This window comes from Sphingomonas trueperi (genome assembly GCF_040545965.1).
Taxonomy (GTDB): Bacteria; Pseudomonadota; Alphaproteobacteria; order Sphingomonadales; family Sphingomonadaceae; genus Sphingomonas; species Sphingomonas trueperi_C.
Genome location: NZ_JBEPMV010000002.1, coordinates 714,047 through 733,345, shown reverse-complemented (window position 1 = coordinate 733,345; position 19,299 = coordinate 714,047). Strand labels below are relative to the sequence as shown.

The window sequence follows — 19,299 nt, the reverse complement described above, 5'->3', positions numbered from 1 at the left end:
CTCCTTGAGGATGGTTCAGGCAACCGGCACCAGCGCCTCGACGCGGGTGACGGCGCGCTGGACGGCAGGGCGCTGCTCGACCTCGGCGTACCAGCGGGCGAGGTTGGGAGCTGCGTCCAGTCCGATCCCGGCGAATTCCCGGCGCCACAGCCAGCCGAAATGGGCGATGTCGGCGATGGTGACGGCGTCGCCGGCGACGAAGCGGCGGGTCGCCAGCACCGCGTCGAGCACGGCGACGGTGCGCTTCGCTTCTCCGGAGAAGCGCTTGATGGCGAGCGGCTGCGGCTCGGCAGCAAGGCGCTGGAAGAAGCCCGATTGGCCGAAGGCGGGGCTCAGGCCGGAGGCGTGGAAGAACAGTTGCTCGAACACGCGTGCCCGGGCCTCGCCCGTGGCGGGGAGCAGCTTGCCGGTCTTCTCGGCGAGAAAGACCAGGATCGCGGCGGACTCGGTGAGCACCAGGTCGTTGTCGACCAGCACCGGCACCTTGGCGTTCGGGTTGAGCGCGATGAAGTCGGGCAGCTTCTGCTCGCCCTTGCGGATGTTCACCGCGTGCAGGTCATAGTCGAGGCCGAGCTCTTCCAGTGCGATCGGCACCTTGATGCTGTTGGGCGTGGCGAAGGCATAGACGTCAAGCATGGCAGTCCTCCTTGGAGTTGAAACGCGCCCGCAGCAGCGGCGCGGCTACCGCGACGAGCGCAGGGATCGGGCTGCCGGTGCTCTGGTAGGCGAGCAGCCCGTCGAGCAGCGCGGGGGCGGCGCTGGTGCGCATCAGCCATGTCAGCATCGTCGTTCTCCGCTTCCGCTCCGGCCGATCCGAAGGCGTGACGACCAGATGCCTCTTCTGTTATGGACATGGCAGCGGGCTACAGGCGATAACGTCCATTCCAAGGAGGAATGACGTGGATCGATACCAGGCAATGGCCACCTTCGTGCGGGTGGTGGAGACCGGCTCCTTCTCGGCGGCTGCGCGTCATCTCAACGTGGGGCAGCCTGCGGTATCGAAGACGATCGCGCAGCTGGAGGGCCGGCTGCAGGTGAGCCTGCTGATCCGCTCGACCCACGGCCTCACACCCACCGAGGCCGGCCAGCGCTTCTACGAGCGCGCCAAGCTGGCGATCCAGGAAGCCGACGAGGCCGAGCTCGCTGCGCGGGGGGCGGGGGCGGGCCTGTCCGGCTGCCTGCGCGTCTCCGCCGCGACCACCTTCGCGCGGCTGCACGTCGTCCCGCTGCTGCCCCGCTTCCTCGCGCAGCACCCGGAGTTGGAGATCGACGTGATCCTCGACGATCGCGTGATCGACCTGATCGCCGAGGGCATCGACGTCTCGCTGCGGATGGGGGCGCTGCCCGATTCCTCGGCCGTGGCGCGCAAGCTGGCGACCGGACGGCGTTCGGTACTGGCGACGCCGGCCTATCTCGCCCGCGCCGGCGCGCCGCAGAGCCCGGCCGACATCGCCGCACACGATACCGTGCTGTACAGCCAGCTTTCCAACATCTGGTCGTTCCATCGCGACGGCACCGAAGCGTCGGTGACGGTGCGAAGCCGGGTGCGGGTGAGCGCAGCGGAAGGGCTGCGCGCCGCGGTGCTGAGCGACATGGGGCTGACCATCGCGTCGGACTGGATGTTCTGGCCCGAACTTGCCGACGGCAGCGTGCGCCCGGTACTGACGGACTGGTCGCTGCCGCCGATCGACCTCTGGGCGGTATTCCCGGCCGGCCGCATGGCCAGCGCCAAGGCGCGCCAGTTCGCCGCCTTTGTCGAGGCGGCCATGGCGGACCAGCACCAGGATATTGCCTAGAACCGGCAGCAACTGCTGCTCATTCCCCGGCGGAATGGACGTTAGTCGCCGGGCGCGGCTGCACCGGCGGCGCGCGGTGGCGCATCTGTGCCTTGCCACTACGGACAAGGATTACGCCCATGACTCTCCAAGCCAAGCTCGACGCCTTCAAGGCCGATTTCGAAGCCGGCAAGCCGCCCTACAATGTGCCGCCCTCGGTGATCGCGACAATGCGCCGCGCGACGGCGGAGCTGATCGCCAGCGGTGCTGCAGCCGAGGCGCGCAAGGCGGGTGACAAGGCCCCGGCCTTCACCCTAAACGATCCCGACGGCAACCCCGTCTCCTCGGCAGCGCTGCTTGCCAAGGGGCCGCTGGTCGTCAGCTTCTACCGCGGCGTCTGGTGCCCCTATTGCAACATGGAGCTGCAGGCGCTGCAGGAAGCGCTGCCCGCATTCCAGGCGCTGGGCGCCAACCTCGTCGCCATCTCGCCGCAGACTGGGGTGAACAGCCGCAAGTCGGTGCGCCAGAACGCGCTGGGCTTCCCGATCCTGTCGGACGCGCATAACGACGTCGCCGCCGCGTTCGGCCTGCGCTTCGCGCTGCCCGACTACCTGGTCGAGCTCTACCAGGGCCTGAAGAACGACCTGCCGTCGTTCAACGGCGATCCCAGCTGGACCCTGCCGATGCCGGCCCGCTACGTGATCGGCCAGGACGGCACGATCCTCTACGCCGAGGTGAACCCGGACTATACCCGCCGCCCCGAGCCCGAGGACATGCTGCCGGCGCTCCGCCGCGCCGTCGCCCTCTCCGCCTGACCCTCCGCCCGGCCGCGCCTGCGGCCGGGCCCTTCGGGAGCAATCCCCATGTCGCGTACCTTCCTCGTCACCGGTGCCAGCAAGGGCATCGGCCTGGCGCTCGCCGAGCGCCTGCATCGAAGCGGCCACCATGCCGTCGGCCTCGCACGCCGCTCGACCGCGGACTTTCCGGGCACGCTGGTGCTGTCCGACCTTTCCGATCCGGAGGCGACCGCGGCGACGCTGCGTGAGCTCACGGGCCATTTCCGCTTCGACGGCGTCGTCAACAATGTCGGGCTGGTGCGCCCGCAGCCGCTCGGCGGCGTCGAACTTCCCGTGCTGGACGAGGTGCTGCGCGTGAACCTCCACCCCGCGCTGCAGGCCGTGCAGGCACTGCTGCCGGGGATGATCGAGCGCGGCTGGGGCAGGGTGGTCAACATCACCAGCCTGACCGTGCTCGGCGCGCCCGAGCGCACCGCCTATGCCGCCGCCAAGTCCGCGCTGGCCAGCTTCAGCCGCAGCTGGGCGCTGGAACTGGCGACCACCGGCATCACCGTCAACGCGGTGTCGCCCGGGCCGACCCAGACTGCGTTGTTCCGCGAGAACAATCCGGCGGGCAGCAGCGGCGAGCAGCGCTATCTGGCGCAGGTGCCGATGCGTCGCCTCGGCTGGCCGGACGAGATCGCGGCGGCGATCGCCTTCCTGCTGTCCGACGATGCCGGCTTCATTACCGGGCAGACGCTCCACGTCGATGGCGGCGCCTCGATCGGCAAGGCGGCATTCTGAAACAGCACGGTGGTGCCTGCACTCACGGGCGGGTGCGCTGATGGAGTAGCTGCAGGCACCAGTCCGTGAACGCGCGCACCTTGGCCGGGCGATGCTGTCGGGTGGGGTAAAGCGCGTAGAGCGGGAAGGTCTCGCCCGGCCAGTCCGGAAACAGCTCGACCAGCGCGCCGCGCTCCAGGAGATCGCCGCTGCCCAGCTCCAGGATCTGCGCGATCCCGGCACCCTCGCAGCAGGCGCCGATCATCGTGTCGACGTCCGAGACCATCAGCCGCGCCGGCTGACGCACGGGGAGCACCACGTCGCCCCGCCTGAATTCCCAGGCGAAAGGGCGGCCGGTGCGCGGATCCTGATAGTCGATACAGGCATGGCCGATCAGCTCCCGCGGGTCTGCCGGGCGGCCCTGCGCGGCGAGATAGCCGGGCGAGGCCACGGTCAGGATGCGAGTCTCCAGCAGCTTGCGCGCGGTGACCCCGGCCGAAGGCGGCTCGCCGAAGCGCAGTGCCATGTCGAACCCGTCGGCGACCAGATCGCCGACATGGTCGCGCATCAGCAGCTCCAGCCGCAGCTCGGGGTGCGCTGCGAGGAACGCGGTCAGCGCCGGCGCGAGCACCAGCCGCGAGAAGAACGGATCGACATTCACCCGCAACCTGCCGCGGACCCGTTGGCTGCTGCCGGCGGCTTCGAGCGCGGCCTGTTCGATCCCTTCGAGATGGGGACCGACCTGCTCCCAGAACCGCCGCCCTTCGTCGGTAAGGCGCAGGCTGCGCGTCGTCCGGTCGAGCAGCCGCACGCCGACGCGCGTCTCCAGCCGCTGGATGGCGCGTCCGACGCCCGACTGGGTCAGCCCCAGCGCCTCGGCGGCGCGCGTCATCGTGCCGGCCTCCACCACCGCCATCAGCACGGTCACGCCCGAGAGCAGCCGTCCGTCATATGCCATGGTTCCATGACTCCTTGTCCGGAATGTCTGGACGGAACGGCGCTACGCCTGCCGCCGTTGCCAGGCCATAGGAATGGGGTGTTTTTGAGGAGGATCGCATGACAGAAGCTTCGACTGCCCTGGTTCTCGGCGCGTCGCGCGGGCTTGGGCTCGCCCTTGCCGAGGAATGGCTCGGCCGCGGCTGGCGGGTGATCGCCACGGCGCGGGGCGCATCCGAGGGGCTCGACGCGCTTGCACGTCGCTACCCCGGTGCGCTCGAGATCGAGCAGGTCGACATCAACGCGGCGGACGCGGTGCGGGCGCTGCGCGCGCGACTCGACCGGCGGCGGCTCGACGTGCTGTTCGTCAACGCCGGCATCGCCCGCGCGATCGAGGCGAGCCCCGCCACGGCCGACGAAGCCGATTTCCTCGACATGATGCGGACCAACGCCTTCTCGCCGGTGCGCGCCGCCGAACTGCTGCGCGACCTGGTGCCCGCGGGCGGCACTATCGCCGTCATGACGTCCGAGCTAGGCAGCATCGAGCATGCCGGGGGTGGCTGGCAGCTCTATTCGGCGAGCAAGGCCGCGCTCAACATGCTGATGAAGGGCTATGCGGCGAAGCATGCGGGCGACGGGCATGTGCTGCTCCTCGTCGCGCCGGGATGGGTGCGGACCGACATGGGCGGCAGCGATGCGGCGCTGTCGATCGAGGAGAGCATTCCGTTGGTGGTCGACATGATCGAGGCCAATCGCGGCAAGCCGGGGCTCCGCTGTGTCGACCGGTTCAATCGGCGCATTCCCTGGTGAGACCGGGTTCGGCGGCGGCTCGGCGGCCGCCGCCGATCTCCAGCGTCAGCGGGTCGGCAGGGTGCGTCCCAGAAAGTCCTGGATCAGGGGCACGATTTCGTCGGCCTTGTCCTCCAGCGCGAAATGGCCGGAGTCGATCAGGTGCAGCTCGGCCTTGGGGTTGTCGCGCAGATAGGCCTTGGCGCCAGCGACGACGAAGCATTCGTCCTTGGCCCCCCACACGATCAGCATCGGCGGCTTGCGCGTGCGGAAAAACGCCTGGAATTGCGGATAAAGCGCCAGGTTGTTGCGATAGTCGTAGAACAGGTCGAGCTGGATCTCGTCATTGCCCGGGCGATCGAGCAGCGCCTGATCATGGCCCCACGTATCCGGATCGACCCGGCTGGGGTCCGACACGCCGTTCAGATATTGCCACTTGGTGATTTCCGGCGTCACCACCTTGCGCAGCGCGTTGCGATTGGCGGGGCTGGGATCTGCCCAAAGCGCCTGCACCGGCTTCCAAAAGTCTTGGATGCCGTCGAGATAGGCGTTGCCGTTCTGGACGATCAGGCCGGTCACGCGGTCAGGATGGCGCAGCGCAAGCCGCAGGCCGATCGGCGCGCCATAATCCTGGATGTACATCGTGTAGCTGGTCACGCCGATCTGATCGAGCAGCGCTTCGGTCACGTCGGTCAGATGCGCGAAGGTGTAGGCAAACTGGGTGTGATCGGGCGCGCTCGACTGGCCGAAGCCGGGATAGTCGGGCGCTATCACATGGTAGCGCGCCGCTAAGGCGGGGATGAGGTTGCGATACTGGAAGGACGAGCTCGGGAAGCCGTGCAGCAGCAGCACCGTCGGCGCGTCCTTGGCGCCGGCTTCCCGATAGAAGATGTCGAGGCCCTGTACCTTGGCCGTGCGATAGTGGACGACGGTTTCAGGTGCCTGCACGGTGGCCGGGCTTGCGGGCGCAGCTGCATGCGCAGCGGGTGTGCCAAAGGCGAGAGCGGCGGCAAGCGCGCCGAAGGCGAGAGCGTTGGTCATGATCTGCTCCTTGAGCGAATGGTCTGGACGGCGCGTTTTCGCTCAAGGCAGATCGGGCGATAATCGGGGATTATCGAAGTTCATCGTTGCGTGATTGGTGCATAATCGCGCTCAACGCGTGCCACGAAGTCACGAACGGCGGTCGCAAAGGCCTCAGGCTCTTCGAGATGTGCGAAATGGCCGCTATCTTCGAACACTATCCTGGCGGCGTTCGGGAGACCTGCCATGAGAATGTCGGCATAGTGCGGTCCTAGGATGAAATCGTCCCGGCCGGCCATCACCAATGTCGCGGTCTTCAGGGCCTGCAGCTGGTTGCGCACGTCGAACGGCTGTGAATCGCCGACCAGCAAGGTAGCGCGCAGCGCATGGCGCAGTGCGGCCAGCGTGTCCGAAGACCGCATGGGATCGGAAAAATAGGCGGGCAGCAGACCTTTGAGCGTCGCGGTATAGGCGTCGTCGCTGTCCATCGACCGCAATCCGTTCCATGCCGCGTGCACGCTCTCTGCGTCCGGCGTGCCTTGATGGCGTCGCACAAACGCGTCGATCCGCGCGGCGGCGGAGGCCATGAAGTCTTCCCCAGTATAGGCGGCGCCCGCATAGAGCAGCAGGCCCGCAATTGCGTCGGGCTGTCGCAGCGCCGCTTCCAGCACGACGAAGGCACCATGCGAATGGCCGAGCAGGTAGGGCCTTTCGGTGCCGGCATCGGCCAGCAGGGCGAGCAACTGGTCCGCGAACCGATCGATCGAATAGCCGATCGGATGGGTGGGGAGCCGCCCGGATTCGCCGGTGCCGATCGGATCGAGATAGACCATCGTAAGATGCGGTTCGAGCAGCGGCAGCCGCAGATAGCCGGAGTCTATCCCGGGCCCACCGAAATGGACGATGCAGCAGGGGCCTTGCCCCGCGACCCGGAAATGCTGCGGGATGCCGTCAATCACCAGGGTATGACTGCCGGGCTTGAAGGAATGGGACATGGCGCTCTTTCGATAGCGAGCGCGAGAGACGCATCCGGTATTCGCGCATTCGCGGTGGCCTGTGCTGCGGTCACGCGGGTTGGGGAGAGGACGCAACGCGGAGCCCGGCCCGCGTCGATGGAACGCGGGCCGGGCAGTGTTGGAGTCGAAGGCTGGTCAGGCGGCCTGGGCGGCCGGCTTGGTCCATTCATTGCCCTGCATGAAGCTGTCGAGCGGGGTGTGGACGATGTGGTTGGTGTAGTTGCTCATCACCTTGGTCGCGACGCCGAGCACGACCTCGAGCACGTTCTGGCGGGTGAAGCCTGCGGCGAGGAAGGCGTCCACCTCCGCGGTGTCGACCCAGCCGCGGTTGCGCACCACCAGCGTGGCGAAGCGGTGCAGCGCTTCCAGCCGCGCGTCGGGCAGCGGGGTGCCGGCGCGGAGCGCGGCGATCACGCCGGCGTCCATCTTCTGCATCTTGGCCAGGGTGGTGTGGCCGGCCATGCAGTAATGGCATTCATTCTCGAAATTGGCGGTGAGGTAGACGACCTGCTGCTCATGCGCGGTCAGGCTGGTCTTCGAGAACAGGTCCCACAGCGCAGTGTAGCCGGCGAGCAGCTCGGGCGACTCCGCCATGTACGCCTGAAGGTTGGGGACGAAGCCGAAGGCTGCCTTGACGCCTTCGAAGATCGGGCGGGCGGCGGCCGGGGCGGTTTCAACGGTGTAGGCGGTGAAGTCGGTCATGGGTCGTTCCTTTCCTGGGGTGATGCTTTCGACAGGCAGGGAAATGCCGCTTCCCACGGCGGCAACGAAGACCGCTTGGCCGACTAATGCCTATGCCTGCCGAGAATGGGGTGGCGGCTGGTTGGGCTCAGCCGGGATGGCGCGCGAGGAAATTGAGGATCCGCTGCGCGATGGCATCGGTGGCTTCATCGAGCGCGAAATGGCCGGCGTCGAGCAGGTGGATCTCCGCATCGGGCAGGTCGCGCCGATAGGCTTCGGCACCGGCGGCGACGAAGGACGGATCGTTGGCGCCCCAGGCGACCAGCGTCGGCGGCCGATGCGTGCGGAGCCACGCCTGCCAGGCGGGATAGGCGGCGGCGTTGGTGCGATAGTCGTAGAGCAGCGCCGCCTGGATGGCGCGCTGACCCGGCTGGGCGAGATGCGCGAATTCGTCGGTCCAGCTGTCGGGGTCATAGCGTTCCGGATGGCGGGTGCCGGCAAGGTGGCGCTGCTTCGTGGCCTCGAAAGACAGGAAGGCATCCACCACCTCCGGATGCTCGGCCGGTGCCGCCCAATAGTCGGCGATCTTCGCCCATTTCGGGCCGAGGCCCTCGCGATAGGCATTGCCGTTCTGGACGATCAGCGCCTGGAGCCGTTCGGGATGCGCGAGGATCATGCGGTAGCCGACCGGCGCGCCGTAATCGTGCAGATACAACGCGTAGCGACGGATCCCGAGCTGGTCGAGCAGCTTGCCGGTCGTTTGGGCAAGGTGATCGAAGCTGTAGCGATAGGTGTCGGGCGGCGGCGTGTCGCTCTGGCCGAAGCCCGGATAGTCCGGCGCGATCAGGTGATAGCGCGTCGCCAGCAGCGGGATCAGGCTGTCGAATTCGCGCGACGAGGACGGAAAGCCGTGGAGCAGAACGATCGTCGGTGCGTCCCGCGGCCCCGCCTCCCGGTAGAAGATCCCGATCCCGTCGACCTGCACCTTGTGGAAGCTGGTCGTCGCTGAGGTGGATGGCAGGGGCGGCGCGGGCAACGCCGGCGTGGTAGCGCTGAGGGCGAGGGCCGCAAGCTGCTGGAACATGGAAGCCTCCGAAATTTGTGGAGTTGCGCAGGTCGCCGATCGACAGGGCGGTCAATGGAGCGCGGCGAGGAGTCCGTCGCGAAGCCACGCCCCCAGCCAGCCGCCGACGATGGCGGCGCTGGCCGCTTCGCCATGCTCCTCGGCAAGGGCAGCGCAGAGCGCGCCGAAGCGCATGCCCGCCTCCAGCTGCAGGATCGCCGTCGCCTCGGCTTGCTCGATCGTGCGGAAGCTGGGGTTGAAGCCGTCGCGCCAGAGGAGCACGGCGCCAGGCGCGGGCAGGCGCTGGGCGGCGGGCGGAACGGTGCCGTCGACAAGCGATTGCCACAGGGCCGCGGCATTGGTCGTTACGGGCAGCATGGCGAGGTTGGGAACGAAGGCGAAGCGCGCCGTCTCCCATTCTACGGTGCCGAGCGCTTCCACGGTGAGAGGGGCAATGTCGGGCGTGGTGAACGCCGCCGCCAGCGCCCATTCGATCCGCGCCAGTTCGGCGCCTTCGGGATCGTCGGGGTAAAGCGCCGCGATGGTGTCCGGAAAGTCCGCGCCATAAGCGTCGAGCGTCCAGGCGTAGGGTGGTGAGGCGTCGATATGCTGCGCGGCGGCGGCGAGGAAGGCGGTCTCGCCCAGCCAGCGCTGCAGCTGCGGGAAGCTGCTCTCGAGCGCGGCGACCAGCTGGCTGCGATAGTTGTTGAGATAGACATCCAGACCCGGACCGTCGCCCAGCCGCGTCGCCGCATCCGGGCACTCGGCCTGCAGCCAGCGGCCGAAATCCGCCTGGAGGGCCGCCAGCCTCATGCCGCCACCCCAAGCGCCGCGATGGCCCGGGCGTGATCGAGTTCGGCGAGCAGCTCGGCGAGCGGAGGAATGGCGTCGTCGCGCTCGATCATCGTCGCCACCGGCCCGACGCGCTCCAACGCCTCGGCATAGAGCGCCCAGACGGGATCGGGCACCGGTCGGTCATGGGTGTCGATCAGCAGGGTCTCGCCGCGGCTGTGCCCGGCAAGGTGGATCTGCCGCACGCGCGCGGCGGGAATGCCGGCCAGATAGGCATGCGCGTCGAACCCGTGATTGGTCGCGCTGACGAAGATGTTGTTGACGTCGAGCAGCAGTTCGCAGCCGGTGCGGGCGCACAGCGCGTCGAGGAATGCCCATTCGGTCATGTCGGCGCCGTCGAAGGCGATATAGCTCGACGGGTTCTCGATCAGCATGGTGCGGCCAAGCGCCGTCTGCGCTGCATCGACATTGTCGCAGACGGTGCGCAACGCTTCCTCGGTATAGGGCAAGGGGAGCAGGTCGTGCGACTGGAAGTCGCCGAAGCGCGTCCAGCAGAGATGGTCCGATACGAACAGCGGCTCGACCGCGTCGACCAGCGCGCGAAGGCGCTGCAGATAGTCACGGTCCAGGCCGTCGGCGGAGCCGACCGACATCGACACGCCGTGCAGCGCCACCGGATGGCGCTCGCGCACCCGGCGCAGGATGTCGCGCGGGCGGCCGCCTGGGACCATGAAATTTTCGGAGATGACTTCGACGAAGTCGACCGGGACCGGCGCTGCGGCCTCCAGGAAATCGGCATAATGCGGCTTGCGCAGCCCCAGGCCGAAAAGATGCGGATGGGCCATGCCCTTCCTCCTTCAAAACGGGGCGGCCCGGCGAGGAGGCCGGGCCGCCGGGCGCGTCACTTCGGCTCGGTGAGGCTGCCGCCCGCTGCCTTGCAGGCCTTGGCGGAAACCGCCTTGAAGCCCTGGCCCTTGCACTCGTTCTGGCCCTTGCAGTCATGGTTGCCGGACTTGCAGTCCGACGTGCCCTTGCAGCTGTTGATGCCGTAGCAGTGGACGACCTTGCCGGCCGAGGCGACCGGAGCGGCGACGCTGACGCCCGAGAGCGCGACGAGAGCGGCGGTGGCGGCGATGCTGGCGCCGGTCTGGAGGGTGATCATGAAGTGTTTCCCTTGAATGGATTGGTGCCGGATCGGCCTTCCATCTACGGGCCGGCGCCACGGCCGGTTACACGCTCACCACCGCAGGACGCGCGGTCCCAGCAACGCCCCCAGTCCGGTCGCCAGCAGGATGCCCAGGCTGTACCAGGTCAGCACGAACACCGCGGCATATTCGTCGCAGTGCAGGCAGTAGATGGTGGCGGCCCAGGCCCCCGCGGCCAGCCCCGCGGCGGCGCCCGCCGCGCGCAGATTGGTCGGCGCCAGCTTGCGGAACGACCAGAGCAGGCCAATGAAGATCGGCACCGCGAGCAGCAGCACGCGCCACGGGCAGCGGTTCCAGCTGCCGCCCAGCCACATCGACAGCCAGTCGCGCATCGGCGTGCGCGACATTTCCTCGATGGCGAGCGCCGCGAGCAGCAGGATCGGCAGCGCCAGCGGCCACAGCATGCGCAGCGATCCGCCCTCCGGCCGTGCCAGCCGCACCGTCGCCGCGACCGCGATCAGCCCGAGCGACAGCGTGTAGGCCCATTTCATCCAGAAGGAGAAGCCGAACATCGCCTGCGGAAAGTCCGGCCGCATGCCAAAAAGGGCAAAGACCAGCCCGATGCTCACCACCCCGCCGCCCGCGATGCCGAGCGCGATGCGGCGCCCGATGAAGCGCGGCGGGATGGGCGGCACGTCGGCGGACAGCGCGGCAATCAGCCGCTCGGTGCTGTTGGTGTCGGGGTCGGGTGCCATCATTCGTGCCCCCGCAGCCGCGCGGCGAGCGCCTTGAGCCCGCGATGCACCGATACCTTGACGTCGGACTGGCCGATCCGCGCGCCCTCGGCCGCTTCGGCGACACTCAGGCCCTCCAGATGCGTGTCGCGGATCGCGCGGGCCTGCTTGTCCGAAAGGCCGGAAAGCAGCCGATCGACATCGACGCGCGCGGTCACCGCCTCCTCGAAGCCTTCGGTGATCAGGATCGCCTCGACCTCCTCGATCGGCACCGAAACGCGGCGCCGTCGGAGATGGTCGATCAGCCGATAGCGGGCGACGGCATAGAGCCAGGCGGTGAACGGTCGATCGCGGTCATAGGTGCCGCGCTTGGTGTGAATGGCAATCAGCGTTTCCTGCACCAGATCCTCGATATCCTCATCCCCCCGCATCCGCCGGCGAAAGAAGCTGCGTAGCAGCGGCACCAGCGCGCGCAGCAATGCCGCATGGGCGGCGGCGTCGCCGTCCAGTCCTGCTGTCATCCACGCTCGTAACTCTGCTTCGCTGTGCCGCATTCCCACTCCTGGTCGGGCGTACGTGGGCGAATGGCGGGAGGTTACAGCAGCGGCGCAGAAAAGAAATCGCAGGGGGCAGAGCGGATCTGTAACCGCGCTTTTACCCGCGGCGTACGGCAGCAGGTGACCCGGCGCCTCCGCCTTCCCCGGGGTCACCGCGCGGCGGCCATGCCCCCCTGCGGGTCGCCGCGCGAGAGGCCCCCTTCAACGGAGTATCCCCATGATCAAGACGTCCGCCGCGCTCGCCGCGACCCTCGCCCTCGGCATCGCCGCCACCGCCGCCCAGGCCCAGCAGCCCAAGATGGAGAAATGCTACGGCGTGGCACTTGCCGGCAAGAACGACTGCAAGGCGGGTGCCGGCACCAGCTGCGCCGGTACTGCCACGAAGAACTACCAGGGCAACGCCTGGAAGCTGGTCAAGGCCGGCACCTGCACCTCGATCAAGACCCCGAAGGGCAATGGCTCGCTGACGCCCAAGGCGTGATCCCGTGCCCGGCCGCGAGACCGGCCGGGCATCCTCCCACATTCCGGAGTTCGCCATGCGATCTTTCGCCGCCCTCTACGCCAGCGCCTGCGCCCTTGCGGCGCGGATATTGCCGCCCTCGTTCCTGCTGCTTGTCGCGCGTGTCGGCATCGCGGCGATCTTCTTTCTGTCCGGCCGCACCAAGGTGGAGGGCTGGCTGACGATTACCGATTCCGCCTACGAGCTGTTCCGAACCGATTATGCGCTGCCCTTTGCGCCGCCGGTGCTCGCCGCGCATCTCGCAACCTATTCGGAGCATCTCTTTCCGATCCTGCTCGTGCTCGGCCTCTTCACCCGGCCTGCCGCGCTGGCGCTGCTGGGCATGACGACGGTGATCGAAGTGTTCGTCTATCCCGATGCTTGGCCGACGCATCTCAGCTGGGCCGGGCTGCTGCTCCCACTCATCGCCGCCGGGCCGGGGGCGTGGTCGCTGGATCGCCTGATCGGGCTGGACGGGCAGGATACATAGAAGGGCGCGGCGGCGACGCTGCCCCAGCTTCTTTCGCAGCCCAAAGGGCCGATTCGGTATCGCGGCAGATTGCTACCGTCCTGCTACGAATTGGGAAGTTGCAGCCTATTTGATCTGGTTGCTGGCCGCGGGCGCGTCGCCGCGCATCGCAGGCACGAAATCCTCCCGCACCGCCTTGGCGACGAGATCGGGGGGCAACAGGCCCAGGCCGATCACGAAATTGTTGAAGGCGAGGCGATCGAAGCGCGATCCCAGCGCGAACTCGGTCTCGACGCGCAGCTGTAGCAGGCGGGTATAGCCGTAGAAATAGCTGCCCGCCTGGCCCGGCGCGCGCGCGGTGTAGCGCTCGATTTCCTGCCGCGCCATCGCTGGCGACTGCACAACCTCCTCCGTGAGAATGCGGCGCGCCTCGTCGAGCGAGATCCGGTTCAAGTTCAGCATCGGATCGAGCATCGCCCGCGCCGCGCGCAGCAGCCGCGCCTGCAGCGCCATCAATTGCCCGTCGAGGGGGTGGTAGGGCAGGGCCTCCGCCTCGGCATAGAGCGCCCAGCCTTCGACATTGACGCTGTTGAAGGCATAGAGCGAGCGCGCCTGTGAGACGCCGCGCTCGACCATCGCGGAGAATTGCAGCTCGTGCCCGGGGCGCCCCTCATGCGCGGCGACCGTCCATTGCACCGCACGGGAATTGAAATCGTCATAGGCTGACTTGGGATCATTGCCGCCGACGCCGACCGGCAGCACGAACACGCCGTGCTCGCCCTTGTTGCCCACCATCGGCGGCGGCTGCATGTGCGGGGCGGGGCTGGCGGCGGACTCCGCCGCGCTGGCAAGCCGCATCTCCATCGGTCGGCTGGGCAGGTCGACGATGTGTTCGCGGCGGATCACCGACTCGTTGGTGCGGATCACCTCGGCATAGCTTGCCTCGAGCTGGTCGTCGGGCACCGGCGCCTGCTTGATCCGGCGAATGACGTCGCGATAGTCGGTCTGGCTCCACCCCTTTTCTTTAGCGACGCGGGGTGCGAGCGCGATCATCGCCGCCCGCGTCTCGGCATATTCGATCTGCGCCTGGCGGATCAGCGCGTCGGGCGCGATGTCGATGCCCCGCTCCTTGAGCTGAAAGGCATAGACCTCGGCGGGCAGGTGGAAGTCCTCCCGGGCGAGGGGGCGCACCGTCGCCCGTTCCCACGCCGTATAGGCGGCGATCTGCGCATCGAGCTTGGCCAGCGCGCGCTCGGCCCCGGTGATCTTATATTCCTTGAACATGTCGCGGATGCCCTTGGCGTAGGTCTCGGCGTTGGCGAGCGCGCGATCGAGCGTGACGCGCGTGGGGCCGAGCAGGCCGGGCGCGCGGGTTTCCTCGAAGCGGGCACGTGCCTGATCGACCAGCGGCGTCGTGCCCGGCCAGTCGCCGACATAGCGGCGCAGCAGCTCCACGGCCTCGGCGCGACGGGCAGGCGCTACCTGCTCGTCGAGCAGGCCCTTGATGCCCTCGAAGATCGCCGCCGGCGCATCGGTCCAGGCGAGGAAGTGGCGGCGGTTCAGCCGGTCGCGCTCGAGCTGCTGGTCGATCGCACCGATCAGGATGGCCAGATCCTGGCGGACATTCGCGTCGTCGGTGGCGGCGAGACGGCGGGCGAACTCGGCGCGCACCGGTGCAAGCGCCGCAGCCCGGCGGGCCTCCAGCTTCGGCCCGAGGTCGCTGGCACGCCCGTCGAACGCCACGACGCCATTTTGCGAAATCGTCTCCGGATCGAACTGACCTTCGGCTTCGAGAAGCAGACGGGTGTTGGCATCGCTCGCGGCAATCCACGCGCGGTCGGTAGACGCGGATAGTGGCGCCGCGGCAGCGAGCGCAGGGCTGGAGAGGGCAAGCGCGAGGATCGAAGCGGTGCGATGCATGGCAGGTCCATCGGAAGGGAAGGGACGAAGGCGATGATGTCCTGATGCAAGGAAGGGGAAACACAGCTGCGGTTCAAGCACGAATATTCGGCGCATCGGCTCGGGTTGGGGGAGAGCCTCAATCCCCGCTGCGGGAACACGGCGTCCTGGGTACTTCCCGTTCGGCAGAGAAGGCGATAGGAGCCCATATCGACGTCGGCCGCTGAGCGAGCGTGCGGGCGACCCAACCGAATTCCTTGAAAGTCTTCCGCGTGTCCTCTGCCACCGATCAAACTTCCGAAACTGCGCTTCCACTCGACGTACTGACTCCGTCGGCCACGCTCTCGATGGACGAGATCCACCAGCGCTATCCGGCGCGTTCGCTGCCCGAAGGCGCGCGCGTGACGCGGTTCGGCCCGAGCCCGACTGGCTTCATCCATATCGGCGGCCTGTATGTGTCGCTGATCTCGGAGCGCACCGCGCATCAGTCGGGCGGGCTGTTCTACCTGCGCATCGAGGATACCGATCGCAAGCGCGAGGTGCCCGGCGCGGTCGAGCTGATCCTCGGCGCGCTCAACGACTTCGGCATCGCGTTCGACGAAGGCCCCTCGCTTGCTGGCACCGAGACCGGCGCCTATGGCCCGTATCGCCAGAGCGAGCGGCAGGAACTCTACCAGAGCGTCGTCCGCGACCTGCTCGTGCGCGGCCATGCCTATGCCTGCTTCGCCACGCCCGAGGAGCTCGAGGCGATGCGCACTGAGCAGAATCTGCGCAAGATCCCGCCGGGCTATTATGGCAGCTGGGCGATCTGGCGGAACCGCAGCGTCGAGGACGTCCAGGCGGCGCTGGCCGAAGGCCGCAGCTTCGTCATCCGGCTCAAGGCGCCGGCGGCCGAGGGCAACGGCCGCGTCGAGCTGCCCGACCTGATCCGCGGCAAGCTCAACGTGCCCGCCAACAACCAGGACATCGTGCTGCTCAAGGCGGACGGTCTGCCGACCTACCATCTCGCGCATGTCGTCGACGATCACCTGATGGGGACGACCGAGGTGATCCGCGGCGACGAGTGGCTGTCCTCCTATCCGGTGCACGCCCAGCTGTTCGACCTGCTTGGCTGGCAGCGGCCGCGCTATGCGCATATCGCGCCGATCGAGAAGAATGTCGGCTCGTCGCGCCGCAAGCTCAGCAAGCGGCACGACCCGGAAGCGGCGGTCGACTGGTATTCGGTCGAAGGCTATCCGCGCCAGGCGGTGATCGAGTATCTGCTCAACCTCGCCGACGGCAAGTTCGAGGACTGGCGCAAGGCCAATCCGACCGCGGATACGGAGAGCTTCCCGCTCCAGGTCGAGCGCCTCAACCGCAGCGGCGCGCTGTTCGATCTGGTCAAGCTGTCAAGCATCAGCCGCGAGGTGATCGGCGCGATGACCGCGGCGCAGGTCTATGACGCGGCGCTCGCCTGGGCGCAGGTCCACGACCAGCCCTTCGCCGAGCGGCTGGCGGCCCATGCCGACTACGTACGGGCGATCCTGAACATCGAACGCGGCGCGGCACGTGCCCGCAAGGACATCGTCAAATGGTCCGACGTGCCGAGCGATACCGGCTATTTCTTCGACGACCTCTTCGTGCCGCGCGACGAGGCCAATCAGCCGCTGTGGGATGCGCTTGCGCCCGGCCTGGCCGCGATCCTGCGCGAAGTGGCGGAGGGGTTCGACCCGGCGGTGGATCGCGATGCATGGCTTGAGTGGGTCCGCGCCATCGGCGAGAAGCATGGCTATGCGGCGAACGGCAAGGCCTACAAGGCCGAGCCGGAGCGCTATCAGGGCCAGTTCAGTGCAATTGCCGGAGTTCTACGCCTCGCGCTGGCCGGCAAGCCCAACACGCCCGATCTGTTCGAGGTGATGTCGGTGATGGGGCCGGAGCGGGTGCGTGCCCGCTTGTCCGACGCCGCGGCATGGATCGAGGGCAGGGGCTGAGCCCCCGCCCGCTACAGGGCGATCGTTCCGTCGCGTAGCTGGCGGTTGCGCGCTGCCAGTTCGGCGTCGTCGGCGGGGAACAACATCGACATGCCGGTCGTCGCCGCCCGTTCCTGGACCTCCTCCACGAACGGGCGGAGGCCGGTTTCATAGGCCTGGAAGGCGGCAACATGGTCGCCCGGGTATTGGGCGAGCGCATCGGCCAGATGCGCCGCGCCGATCAGTGCCATCGATCCGCCCATACCCGCCACCGGCGAGACGCAGTACCCCGCGTCGCCGACCAGCGCGATCCTGCCCTTCGACCAGCGCTGCATCCGGATCTGGTTGGCCTGATCGAAATAGAAATCGCCCTCGGCATCGACATGGGCGAGCATTGCCGGCACCTTCCAGCCTAGGCCGTCGAACTGCTGGTGGATCAGCTGGCGCTGTGCTGCCTTGTCGCGGAAGTCATGGGCGATCGGCTGGTCGGCGCGGAAGGCGAGGCAGATATCGGTGCGGTCGTGATAACCGTTGAGCATCGCGCCCTTGCCGGGCACGCTGAACAGTTGCGAGGTGTCGCCCGGCAGCAGCCCGGTTTCGGGCACCACGCGCAGGTAGAAATAGCCGCCCATGAAGTAGGACGCGGTTTCCGCATCGTCGAACGCCAGTGCGCGGGTGTTGGAGCGGTTGCCGTCGCAGCCGAGGACGAGCGCGTAGTCTTCCGCCACGCCGTCGTCAAAGGCGACCGTTACCGCCGCCGAACCTTCCGACAGCTGGCGAATCGAGCGGCCGAACCGCAGGTCGACCGTGGCGTCGACTGCCGCGAACAGGATGTCGAGCAGATCGTCGCGATGGATCTCGTACCGCGCCTGGGCCGGATCCCGGTCGTCCGCTGCCGCCGGGAAGCCGCCAAGCGTCGTATCGTCCTCGTCCTTGAACTCGAAGCCCCGCGGCGGGAGCGCCTTTGCCATCACGGCGTCGAGTAGGCCCATGCGGCGGAGAATGTCGATCGTCTCGCCCATGATGTCGACGGGGGTGCCGCCGCGACGGAGGCCGGGCGCCAGCTCGACGATGGTCACGCGGTGGCCCAGACGGGTCATCCAGAACGCCGTCGCGAGTCCGGCAAAGCTTGCACCACTGATCAAAACACGCATTGGATCGGACACGAGAACCTCGCTAGGCGTTAGAACTATACCTAGTACATAAATATACTGAGTACAGAAAGCAAGCGATGCCCGATCCCGCCGTCGAACGACGCACGCGCAAGCGGCAGATGACCCGCCAGGCAATCTCCGACGTTGCGACGCGGCTGTTCTTCGAGCGCGGCTTCGACGGGGTGACGATCGACGAGATCGCCCAGGCGGCGGACGTCGGCCGGATGACGGTGTTCAACCACTTCCCGCGCAAGGAGGACCTGTTCTTCGATCGCGAGGACGCCATCCGCGACGCCGCCTTGACTGCCCTTCGCGCGCGGGATCGGGCGACTTCTCCTATACAGGCGCTCCGCGCGCTGGCGCATCGGCTGATCGACACGCCCGATCCGACCTTCCCGCTGTTCGACGGCACCTGCCGCTTCGTCCAGACCGCGTTGGCCAGCGAGGCGCTGAAGGCGCGGGCGCGGCAGATGCGCGACGAGTTCGTGCAATTGCTGGCGGCGGCGCTGGTAGAGGATGCGGCCGCTCCGAAGGACGATCCCGATGCACATCTCGCCGCCGGGCTGATCGCCGCGGCTTGGACCGTCGCGTTCATGGAAGCGCACAAGCTGTTCGCTGAAAAAGACGACCTCGACGCTGCGAACCGCCGCTTCCTGGCGCTGATCGACAAGGGCATGGCCGGGGTAGAGGCGGCGCTGGCCGGGTCCGCTTATGCGGGGGCTGCCTAGCCCTCACGTAGAACCGTTCGACAACCCGGGCCCGGCCGGGTAGGCACAATGCCCGTGTCCGTCCTGCGCCGCCTCCTGCTCGAGCATCGCCTGCTGTGCGGCTGGCTGATCGCGGCCGCGCTGTTGATGAAGGCGGTGCTGCCGGCCGGGTTCATGCCAATGCAGTCCGGTGATACGATCGTGCTGGGTTTCTGCTCGGGATACGGGCCGACGCCGATGGCGATGTCCATGCCTATGGCAATGCCGATGAAGGAACACCCTTCGGCCCCCGACGAGCACCAGCCCAAGGCGGAGATGCCCTGCGCGTTCGCCGGTCTGGCAATGGCTGGCCTCCCCGCGGTCGACCCGATGCTGCTGGCGCTGGCGATCGCCTTCGTCCTCGAACGCGCGACCCGTACCGCGACGATTCTGCCACGGATCGTCCGCGTCTATCTCCGACCACCGTTACGAGGTCCACCAAGCGCGGCCTGATCCCCCGATTGCCCTTTCATGCGTTCGCGTTGTCGCGCGTGCGCACCCGGATCAGGAAGATTT

At 67.8% G+C, this 19,299-nt stretch carries 23 protein-coding genes; 9 read left to right on the top strand and 14 right to left on the bottom strand.

Going from position 1 to position 19,299, the window contains the following annotated elements; all coding sequences use genetic code 11:
- Nucleotides 1-15: 15 nt before the first annotated feature.
- Together ABIC35_RS07325 and ABIC35_RS07320 are read right to left on the bottom strand one after the other, a co-directional pair.
- Nucleotides 16-636 carry a glutathione S-transferase family protein gene (locus ABIC35_RS07325; RefSeq protein WP_121077958.1) on the bottom strand — a complete coding sequence of 207 codons (621 nt, stop codon included), beginning with the start codon at nucleotides 634-636 and terminating at the stop codon, nucleotides 16-18.
- A complete protein-coding gene (locus tag ABIC35_RS07320) occupies nucleotides 629-784 on the bottom strand; it encodes a hypothetical protein (RefSeq protein ID WP_183049412.1) in 156 nt (51 codons plus the stop codon). The genes ABIC35_RS07325 and ABIC35_RS07320 overlap by 8 nt, the downstream gene beginning before the upstream one ends.
- 115 nt (nucleotides 785-899) lie before the next feature.
- Here ABIC35_RS07320 and ABIC35_RS07315 point away from each other — a divergent pair, with 115 nt between their 5' ends.
- From ABIC35_RS07315 to ABIC35_RS07305, 3 genes are all read left to right on the top strand, one after another.
- Nucleotides 900-1,796 carry a LysR family transcriptional regulator gene (locus tag ABIC35_RS07315; protein ID WP_121077956.1) on the top strand — a complete coding sequence of 299 codons (897 nt, stop codon included), beginning with the start codon at nucleotides 900-902 and terminating at the stop codon, nucleotides 1,794-1,796.
- A gap of 119 nt (nucleotides 1,797-1,915) precedes the next feature.
- Nucleotides 1,916-2,590, top strand: coding sequence for a peroxiredoxin-like family protein (locus ABIC35_RS07310; protein WP_121077954.1), 675 nt, complete (start codon nucleotides 1,916-1,918; stop codon nucleotides 2,588-2,590).
- A gap of 48 nt (nucleotides 2,591-2,638) precedes the next feature.
- Nucleotides 2,639-3,355, top strand: coding sequence for an SDR family oxidoreductase (locus ABIC35_RS07305; protein WP_121077952.1), 717 nt, complete (start codon nucleotides 2,639-2,641; stop codon nucleotides 3,353-3,355).
- A gap of 22 nt (nucleotides 3,356-3,377) precedes the next feature.
- On the opposite strand, the gene ABIC35_RS07300 is transcribed toward ABIC35_RS07305, so the two are convergent.
- Nucleotides 3,378-4,292 (bottom strand): LysR family transcriptional regulator, encoded by a 915-nt coding sequence (locus ABIC35_RS07300; protein WP_121077950.1) that lies wholly within the window; start codon nucleotides 4,290-4,292, stop codon nucleotides 3,378-3,380.
- A gap of 98 nt (nucleotides 4,293-4,390) precedes the next feature.
- Between ABIC35_RS07300 and ABIC35_RS07295 the strand changes: the two genes are divergently transcribed.
- Nucleotides 4,391-5,080 (top strand): SDR family NAD(P)-dependent oxidoreductase, encoded by a 690-nt coding sequence (locus ABIC35_RS07295; RefSeq protein ID WP_121077949.1) that lies wholly within the window; start codon nucleotides 4,391-4,393, stop codon nucleotides 5,078-5,080.
- Between the two features lie 45 nt (nucleotides 5,081-5,125).
- On the opposite strand, the gene ABIC35_RS07290 is transcribed toward ABIC35_RS07295, so the two are convergent.
- The 9 genes from ABIC35_RS07290 to ABIC35_RS07250 all read right to left on the bottom strand — a co-directional run bounded on the left by ABIC35_RS07290 (nucleotide 5,126) and on the right by ABIC35_RS07250 (nucleotide 12,031).
- The gene (locus ABIC35_RS07290) at nucleotides 5,126-6,100 is read right to left on the bottom strand and encodes an alpha/beta fold hydrolase (protein ID WP_121077947.1); all 975 of its coding nucleotides are present in this window, start codon (nucleotides 6,098-6,100) and stop codon (nucleotides 5,126-5,128) included.
- An 80-nt stretch (nucleotides 6,101-6,180) separates the two neighbouring features.
- Entirely contained in the window at nucleotides 6,181-7,170 is a 990-nt protein-coding gene (locus ABIC35_RS07285) for an alpha/beta fold hydrolase (protein ID WP_354278368.1), read from the bottom strand.
- A 60-nt stretch (nucleotides 7,171-7,230) separates the two neighbouring features.
- Nucleotides 7,231-7,797 carry a carboxymuconolactone decarboxylase family protein gene (locus ABIC35_RS07280; protein WP_121077943.1) on the bottom strand — a complete coding sequence of 189 codons (567 nt, stop codon included), beginning with the start codon at nucleotides 7,795-7,797 and terminating at the stop codon, nucleotides 7,231-7,233.
- A 127-nt stretch (nucleotides 7,798-7,924) separates the two neighbouring features.
- The gene (locus ABIC35_RS07275; protein WP_121077941.1) at nucleotides 7,925-8,860 is read right to left on the bottom strand and encodes an alpha/beta fold hydrolase; all 936 of its coding nucleotides are present in this window, start codon (nucleotides 8,858-8,860) and stop codon (nucleotides 7,925-7,927) included.
- Nucleotides 8,861-8,911: 51 nt separating this feature from the next.
- On the bottom strand, nucleotides 8,912-9,652 hold the full coding sequence (locus ABIC35_RS07270) for an HvfC/BufC family peptide modification chaperone (protein WP_121077939.1): 741 nt from the start codon (nucleotides 9,650-9,652) through the stop codon (nucleotides 8,912-8,914).
- The gene (gene bufB, locus ABIC35_RS07265; RefSeq protein ID WP_121077937.1) at nucleotides 9,649-10,476 is read right to left on the bottom strand and encodes an MNIO family bufferin maturase; all 828 of its coding nucleotides are present in this window, start codon (nucleotides 10,474-10,476) and stop codon (nucleotides 9,649-9,651) included. The genes ABIC35_RS07270 and bufB overlap by 4 nt, the downstream gene beginning before the upstream one ends.
- A 56-nt stretch (nucleotides 10,477-10,532) precedes the next feature.
- Nucleotides 10,533-10,793 carry a BufA2 family periplasmic bufferin-type metallophore gene (gene bufA2, locus ABIC35_RS07260; RefSeq protein WP_121077935.1) on the bottom strand — a complete coding sequence of 87 codons (261 nt, stop codon included), beginning with the start codon at nucleotides 10,791-10,793 and terminating at the stop codon, nucleotides 10,533-10,535.
- Nucleotides 10,794-10,868: 75 nt separating this feature from the next.
- On the bottom strand, nucleotides 10,869-11,534 hold the full coding sequence (locus ABIC35_RS07255) for a DUF1109 domain-containing protein (RefSeq protein ID WP_121077933.1): 666 nt from the start codon (nucleotides 11,532-11,534) through the stop codon (nucleotides 10,869-10,871).
- Nucleotides 11,531-12,031, bottom strand: a complete 501-nt coding sequence (locus ABIC35_RS07250) for a sigma-70 family RNA polymerase sigma factor (protein WP_425338763.1) — start codon at nucleotides 12,029-12,031, stop codon at nucleotides 11,531-11,533. Before ABIC35_RS07250 ends, ABIC35_RS07255 begins: the two co-directional genes overlap by 4 nt.
- A 253-nt stretch (nucleotides 12,032-12,284) precedes the next feature.
- Between ABIC35_RS07250 and ABIC35_RS07245 the strand changes: the two genes are divergently transcribed.
- Both ABIC35_RS07245 and ABIC35_RS07240 read left to right on the top strand, forming a co-directional pair.
- Nucleotides 12,285-12,548 (top strand): BufA1 family periplasmic bufferin-type metallophore, encoded by a 264-nt coding sequence (locus tag ABIC35_RS07245; RefSeq protein WP_121077929.1) that lies wholly within the window; start codon nucleotides 12,285-12,287, stop codon nucleotides 12,546-12,548.
- Nucleotides 12,549-12,603: 55 nt separating this feature from the next.
- Nucleotides 12,604-13,056, top strand: coding sequence for a DoxX family protein (locus ABIC35_RS07240; protein WP_121077927.1), 453 nt, complete (start codon nucleotides 12,604-12,606; stop codon nucleotides 13,054-13,056).
- 105 nt (nucleotides 13,057-13,161) lie between these two features.
- Here the strand turns inward: ABIC35_RS07240 and ABIC35_RS07235 are convergent, their stop codons facing one another.
- The gene (locus ABIC35_RS07235; protein ID WP_121077925.1) at nucleotides 13,162-14,955 is read right to left on the bottom strand and encodes a DUF885 domain-containing protein; all 1,794 of its coding nucleotides are present in this window, start codon (nucleotides 14,953-14,955) and stop codon (nucleotides 13,162-13,164) included.
- A gap of 326 nt (nucleotides 14,956-15,281) precedes the next feature.
- Here ABIC35_RS07235 and ABIC35_RS07230 point away from each other — a divergent pair, with 326 nt between their 5' ends.
- The gene (locus tag ABIC35_RS07230) at nucleotides 15,282-16,904 is read left to right on the top strand and encodes a glutamate--tRNA ligase (RefSeq protein ID WP_121077924.1); all 1,623 of its coding nucleotides are present in this window, start codon (nucleotides 15,282-15,284) and stop codon (nucleotides 16,902-16,904) included.
- 11 nt (nucleotides 16,905-16,915) lie between these two features.
- Here ABIC35_RS07230 and ABIC35_RS07225 read toward each other — a convergent pair whose 3' ends face one another.
- Nucleotides 16,916-18,037: an FAD-dependent monooxygenase gene (locus ABIC35_RS07225; RefSeq protein WP_121077922.1), complete on the bottom strand. Its 1,122-nt coding sequence runs from the start codon at nucleotides 18,035-18,037 to the stop codon at nucleotides 16,916-16,918.
- Nucleotides 18,038-18,114: 77 nt separating this feature from the next.
- On the opposite strand from ABIC35_RS07225, the gene ABIC35_RS07220 reads away from it, so the two are divergent.
- Together ABIC35_RS07220 and ABIC35_RS07215 are read left to right on the top strand one after the other, a co-directional pair.
- A complete protein-coding gene (locus tag ABIC35_RS07220) occupies nucleotides 18,115-18,765 on the top strand; it encodes a TetR/AcrR family transcriptional regulator (protein WP_121077920.1) in 651 nt (216 codons plus the stop codon).
- A 54-nt stretch (nucleotides 18,766-18,819) separates the two neighbouring features.
- Nucleotides 18,820-19,236 carry a DUF2946 family protein gene (locus ABIC35_RS07215; protein WP_354278367.1) on the top strand — a complete coding sequence of 139 codons (417 nt, stop codon included), beginning with the start codon at nucleotides 18,820-18,822 and terminating at the stop codon, nucleotides 19,234-19,236.
- The last annotated feature ends 63 nt before the right edge of the window (nucleotides 19,237-19,299 follow it).